The 6,619-nt window shown below is 32.0% G+C and carries 6 protein-coding genes; 5 read left to right on the top strand and 1 reads right to left on the bottom strand.

The window, feature by feature from the left end:
* The 5 genes from ATZ35_RS16720 to ATZ35_RS16700 all read left to right on the top strand — a co-directional run.
* On the top strand, window positions 1–525 hold a 525-nt coding region (locus ATZ35_RS16720), incomplete at its 5' end, for a WxL domain-containing protein (protein ID WP_208928237.1).
* A 188-nt stretch (window positions 526–713) separates the two neighbouring features.
* Window positions 714–1,793: a WxLIP family cell surface protein gene (locus ATZ35_RS16715; RefSeq protein WP_208928236.1), complete on the top strand. Its 1,080-nt coding sequence runs from the start codon at window positions 714–716 to the stop codon at window positions 1,791–1,793.
* Between the two features lie 18 nt (window positions 1,794–1,811).
* Window positions 1,812–2,477: a hypothetical protein gene (locus tag ATZ35_RS16710; protein WP_208928235.1), complete on the top strand. Its 666-nt coding sequence runs from the start codon at window positions 1,812–1,814 to the stop codon at window positions 2,475–2,477.
* Between the two features lie 108 nt (window positions 2,478–2,585).
* Window positions 2,586–3,107: a signal peptidase I gene (gene lepB, locus ATZ35_RS16705; RefSeq protein ID WP_341843832.1), complete on the top strand. Its 522-nt coding sequence runs from the start codon at window positions 2,586–2,588 to the stop codon at window positions 3,105–3,107.
* Window positions 3,108–3,145: 38 nt separating this feature from the next.
* Complete coding sequence (locus ATZ35_RS16700; protein WP_208928233.1) at window positions 3,146–5,749, top strand: YfhO family protein; 2,604 nt, start codon at window positions 3,146–3,148, stop codon at window positions 5,747–5,749.
* Between the two features lie 257 nt (window positions 5,750–6,006).
* Here the strand turns inward: ATZ35_RS16700 and ATZ35_RS16695 are convergent, their stop codons facing one another.
* The gene (locus ATZ35_RS16695) at window positions 6,007–6,612 is read right to left on the bottom strand and encodes a Crp/Fnr family transcriptional regulator (RefSeq protein WP_208928232.1); all 606 of its coding nucleotides are present in this window, start codon (window positions 6,610–6,612) and stop codon (window positions 6,007–6,009) included.
* Window positions 6,613–6,619: the final 7 nt, after the last annotated feature.

The following is a 6,619-nucleotide window of genomic DNA, read 5'->3' as shown; positions in this document are numbered from 1 at the left end:
GATATGGATTTTGACACGCATGCAATTGTTGCCAATGACTCGGACAAAAGCTATGATGCAACAGCTTTTGAAACGACATATGAAGATGGAACAAAAGCAGTAATGCCGCACTTTGTACGTTTCCAAGATGTTCGTGCCGATGGTGACACAAACTACTATACAGTATCAGCTGAATTAACAAAACAATTCACAAATGGGGCACGAGTATTAGATGGCGCAACCTTAGCGTATAAAAATGTTTCACTAGTAACAGGAACAAATATGGCAACATTACCTGATACAACAGCTGCAGGTACTTTAGAACAAGCATTTAGTTTAGCATTGAACCAAAAAGAAACAGTATTAACAAATAAACAAGAAGGAAAAGGCTATGGTGTATTTGAATTAATGTTCGGCGATAAAGATGCAACAAAAGCAGATCCAACATCATACGATGCCGTAACCTTGAATATTCCTGGAACTAATGTGTTGAAAACAGGAGATTACCAAGCGGAAATTACTTGGTCAATTGCAGACGCCAACTAATTTAACAGAAAATAGGGAATAGATTTTTGTCTAGTAAATGAATAGGACGTAAAAGTGAGCAAAAAAGAAAGAAGTAGACGATGTTCATCTAATGAAAAAAGCATACTTCTTTCTTTACTTTTACTTCAATAATATAAAACAAAACAGCTCGTAATTTTACATATAGAAAAGAAAGAGGTCACTCAACTATGAAGAAAAAAATAATAAGTTTATTGTTTGGTTTAGTATACATAATAAGTTTTATATGTCCAATGCACACATTTGCTGAAGAAGACACCTCTGCTACATCCGGGTTTTCTTTTGAAGTGATTCGTCCGGAAAATCAAAAAAATACCGAAGTAACCTATTATGATTTGTTGATGAAACCCGGTCAAAAACAGACCGTACAGATTAAAATGAACAATTCATCAGATAAAGAAATAAAAGTCAGTGTCAAACGCAATAGCGCAAAAACAAATAGTTTAGGCGTAATAGAATATGGTCCTAGTGAGATAAAAAAAGATACTTCTTTACAGTATGATTTTGCAGAAGTTGTGCAAGCAACAGAGGAAGTGACGGTCCCAGCTAATGGCAGTACATTATTAGATTTAGCAATTTCAATGCCAGAATCTTCATTTGAAGGATATATCTCTGGCGGAATCCAACTCCAACAACTAGATGATGAAGGAGTAAAAAAAGAATCAGAATCTGGAATGGTCGTAAATAAATTTGCATACCTAGTGGGGATGTTATTAAGTGAATCAGAGACAAAAAAAATTCAACCAGATATGCAGTTAAATAAAGTCTATGCAGGTTTAGATAATTTCCGTAATGCGGTTTTTATCAATTTCTCAAATATAAAGTCAGTTTACACAGAAAAAATGACAGTTACTGTACAAGTGACTAGAAAAGGATCAGATGAAGTTTTATTTGATACAAAAAAAGCAAATATGCGTATGGCACCGAACTCAATGATTGATTTTCCAGTGTCAATGAATGGCGAAAGAATGGAAGCGGGAGATTACCGAGCAAAAATACTTGTCACAACAGAAGATGGTGGACGTTGGTCGTGGGACCAAGAATTTAAAATAACTAATGAAGAAGCAGAAAAATATAACGAACAAGATTTGACTTTGATACAAAGTGGTGGCATAAATTGGCTTCTTATAGCATTGATGGTCGGCAGTCTACTGTTATTGATCATAATTATTTTCCTCATTATTCGTTATGTGAAAAAGAAAAAAGAAAAAGCGAAGAAGATGAAAAAAGCCAAGAAAAAAAATAAATAATAAGTGGAGGATAAAGTTATGAATTTATTAGATTGGCTGTTTATTGTATTACTTTCAATAACTATCCTCTCTTTTGTATTTTTTGTGTGGAGTCTTGTGTGGATGTATTACACGAAAAAACAATCAAAAAATATAAGTTGCCGAAATATAAAAAAGAAAAAATTAAGAAAAAAACGAATACGTCAAAAAAAGAAACTTGAACGAAAAAGCCATTATTATTTAAAACAATCGATTGTATTACTTTTTGTTGGATTTCTTATAGGTGGAAGTGCGTTTTATAGTCGATACTACCAGTTAATGCATTTAGGAGAAAAAGATTCTCATGCAATTGTCCAGAGCTATTCTCTATTAAATACAATTGACGAACAATTGACACGTTTAGATAAACCAGAAGAAAGCTCAAAAGTGCAATCCACGTTATCTGATGTTTCAGGCAAATTAGCCAGTTATGGTACAAGAAGTGCAGATGAAAGATTATCTCAAGACGGACAGAATTTATTGAACCGTTTGTATAAGAATATGAAGGAGTTAGGTCTCAATTTAAGCAATCAATCTGTTCAGACTTTGAATGATGAAGAAACATTGAATGGATATGAAGCAGATATTCAGCGGACACGTTCAGACCAAAAGAAAGTGTTTGATTACTTTCATATAGACGAAAAAGTATTGAAACAACAACAATAGACGCCTGATTTTTTCTAAAGGAGTGTTGTACTTGGAAAAGAAGTATACGGCAAAAAAACGAAAAAAAAAAATTTAGCTAAGAATAGAAATAAGAAGCTAAAGCCATCAATCAAGAAAAAGAGAATTTTTATAAGAGATGTAAGTATTAGTATCTGCGCAGGATCCATCCTTTTTTGTATTATTTTCTTCTTTTTGTTTGCTTTACCTAAAGTAAAAGGGTTCGGCATGTTGCCAACTATAAATAACGGCGAACGAATATTGGTGTATAAGCATAGCAAGATAAAACGATTTGATCTGGTCTATTTTACTATTCCACATCGAGAAGGAGAAATGTCCATTCGTCGTATCATTGGACTGCCTGGTGAAAAAATTGAGTATCAAGAAGGACGATTATTAATTGATGGTTATGAGCAACCAGAACGATTTTTAACTAGATCAGAAAAAGAAATGGGAAACATAAATGGAGTAGCTGATTTTAATTCTGGTCAATTGATTGGAAATGATCATGCTCGAGTACCTAAAGGAAAATATTTGGTAATGGGAGACAATCGTTTCTATGCCTCTGATAGTCGTTTTTATGGATTTGTGGATGAAAAAGAGATTATCGGGGTAGTAAAGTCAAGTACTTAAACAAAATATACAAAAGAAAGCAGAGAAGTGAGGATTTTATGAAAATAAAGATAATAAGTTATCTGAAGGCTAATTGGTGGATGGCTATGTTAAGCTTTTTTATCCCCATAATTGTTTTAGGATATGTTTATTTCAAAATGGGGATATACCCTGGAAGCCAAGACAGAACGATTTTAGTTAGTGACGCTTTTTCGCAGTATTCCAATTTCCATGCTAGTTTCAATAACGTATTAAAAGGAAAACAGAATATATTCTATAGTTGGAATGCATCGATGGGATTAAATTATTGGTCATTTTTATCCTATTATCTCGGGGGAATTTTTACGCCGCTAGTCTTCTTTTTTGATAATATACAAATGGCTGACTATTTATATTATCTAACATTATTAAAAATTGGTTCATTAGGACTGTCTTTTTGGGTATTTGCGAATCAAACTTTTAAAATCCCTAAAATAGCTTATGTTGTATTGAGTATTTGTTATGCACTAATGTCCTATGTTATTGCGTTTTCCGAAATACTTATGTGGATGGATGCATTGATGTATTTGCCACTTGTCATTTTAGGCATTCATCGTGTAATGGATCAGAAAAAGCCATTAGTATTGTTTATTAGTTATTTTCTATTATTTATATCCAATTTTTATATGGCATTTATCGTCGGCCTATTTTCTTTTTTCTATTTTCTGGCAAGAGTTTTGACAAATCCTAAAGTTTATATCAAACAAGTTCCCATGTATCTTATTACTTCTTTTCTCGCTGGAGGAGCTTCAATGGTTCTCTTGTTGCCGACAATTTTAGATTTGAGAAATAATGGTGAAGCACTTACACCTATTACGACTCTATTAACAAAAGCAACGGGACCACTAGATATTGTTATAAAAAATATGGTTGGAGTATATGATACCACAAAATTTGGTTCAATTCCGTTCCTATTCATAGGATTACTACCGCTTATTTTCTGTGTATACTTCTTCATTGCAACGACTATTTCACTAAAAGAAAAACTTTGTTATGGTAGTTTATTTCTCTTGTTAATAATTAGTTTCTACTTTGAACCACTGAATTTATTTTGGCAAGGAATGCATGCACCGAATATGTTCTTGTTCCGTTACAGTTTTTTATTTTCTTTTTTAGTAGTTTTACTAGCTGGATATGGTTGGGAAAAATTCGACAGTAAAAAAGCTGATCAATTGACTACAATTATTCTTATTCTATTAGGATTGTTTATTGGAACAAAAATGATTACTGATCGTGGCTCTTACGATTATCTAAATCCTTGGTCTCTTATCTGGACAATCTTCTTTCTAATTGCTTATCTGGGAATTTTTTATGTTATAAAGAAAAAATCAAACTATGGAAAGGTCATTAGTGTGTTATTTGTTTTAGTAGTGACACTTGAGATGGGGATAAACTCGTTTCAATTAATCAATGGGATTGGAAGTGAATGGAATTATCCAGCAAGGCACTACTATGATGAATCTTATTCATCTATAAAAAAATTGGTGGACTATACAAAAGAGAATAATTCTTCTTTTTATAGGATGGAAAATTTAAATCCAGTTTCAGCAAATGATAGTTTTAATTATGGTTACAGTGGTATTTCAATGTTTTCATCCATTCGCAACCGCCATTCTTCCTACTATTTAAATGCACTTGGTTATCGTTCTTTAGGAACAAATTTAAACATTCGATATGCTAATAATACATTGCTGATGGATTCACTAATAGGCATGAAATATAATTTATCTAAAGAATCTTTGAATAAATTTGGGTATAAAAAAATAGCAACAGCTGATAATTTTTCTTTGTACGAAAATAACTATCAATTACCGCTAGGTGTAATGACAGACGATGAAATTTATGAGGCTGGAGCCGTCGAAACACAAGCAACTCTTTTTAACCATTTAGCAGAAACAGATGAAAATTTCTTTACTTTCGATTCTTTAAAACAAATAACAAGTAAAAACCTCATAGAAACATCAAAAAAAATAAATCAAACGAAGATTTCAATATACGCTCCTAAAAATATTGAAGAGCCAATGGAAGTTGAGTGGGAAGCAAAAATACCTGCAAACAAGCAAGCGTATTTTAGTTTTTATCCAATTAATTACCAAACGTTAGGAAGTACAAAGTTATCAGTAGAAGTCAATGGGGAAACATATACTACTGGTGCATTTGATACTGGTCAATATTATTCGCTAGGTTATTACGACAAAGAGAGCACTGTTCGTTTTAAAACCATCTTTTCAAATTTAAAAGACAAAAATAAAGTTGAATATGTAGCACCTGATTTGGCTTTAATGGATACACAAAAGTTTGCAGCTGCCTTTGATAAAGTAAAAGAAAAAGGAATTGAGTTATCGATTAAGGGGAGGAAAGTCAACGGAACAGTTGACCTAAAACAAGACCAAGTACTTTTGACCAGTATTCCTTATGATAAAGGATGGAAAGCGTATATTGATGGAAAAAAAGTATCGATACCTACCTTTAAAAGTGCACTGTTAACGTTACCGATACCAGCCGGAAAGCACAAGATACAATTTGTATTTTTGCCTGAAGGATTAGTGGTGGGGCTTCTCCTATTGATAGTGTGTTTTAGTACTTTTATTGTGTATCTGAAGTTAATAGCTCGGAAAGAATAGAACAGTTTAGATTATCTGCCAAAATTGATACATGCAAACCCGTATGTAAACCAATATCAAATTGATTCTATTATAGATAAATTTGAAGTCGTGATTTCATTTATTAAATAGAAAAAGAGATTTTATGTAATAAATAAAAAAAATAGAAAAATTGACGAAGTTGGACAAGTATTCTATATACAATCCATTGAGCTGATACAATAAAAAAGCTAGTAATAAACAGTAGTGAAGATTGCTGTTTGTTACTAGCTCTTTTTTCATTTTATAGTAATCGGCACTTTCTTCTTTAATAACCAGCCTGTTTTTTTTAACTCACTTAAAGAAACAGAAACTCTTGATTGAGATGTACGGCAGAATTTTGATAGTGTTTCTTGTGTGATAAATTTCGGCAATTCTAAATGCTCTATCTCAGTGACAATACCAATATGATCACTTAAATAATGCAATGCATTTTTTATTCGTTCTGTAGTTGGCAAATAAAGAAAATTGAAATAACCATAATGTCGCTGAAAAATATCTGAAAAATTAGTTAGTAGCAATTCATAATATTCAGGAGCGTCATTTAATGAAATTAGAAGTTTTTTTTTAGATAAACAAAAAACTGTAGCATGTTCACTAATAACGCGAATCTCATGTTCTTTTTGTTTAAAAGTGGAAAAGCTATCCAAGCCGAAAAAATCATTTTGAAAAATAAAAGAGGAGATATATCGTTTGCCATCATTAAGAATTTCAACACAAATGACTCCTTCTAAAACATAATAGATATTTTCGGTTTTTTCATATTCATTAATGATCAAGGAATCTTTTTTAAATGCTTTTTCAGTCCATTTGTTGCGAGGGTCATTTTTTAAATAATTAATCAACGTCAGA

Source organism: Enterococcus rotai (assembly GCF_001465345.1).
GTDB classification, from domain to species: domain Bacteria; phylum Bacillota; class Bacilli; order Lactobacillales; family Enterococcaceae; genus Enterococcus_L; species Enterococcus_L rotai.
Note: the sequence above shows the minus strand (reverse complement) of the source record. Positions and strands in the feature narration are given on the sequence as shown.

Coding starts and splice junctions, on each gene's coding strand:
- ATZ35_RS16715 (WP_208928236.1), top strand. CDS start 714: ATGAAGAAAAAAATAATAAGTTTATTGTTTGGTTTAGTATACATAATA.
- ATZ35_RS16700 (WP_208928233.1), top strand. CDS start 3,146: ATGAAAATAAAGATAATAAGTTATCTGAAGGCTAATTGGTGGATGGCT.
- ATZ35_RS16710 (WP_208928235.1), top strand. CDS start 1,812: ATGAATTTATTAGATTGGCTGTTTATTGTATTACTTTCAATAACTATC.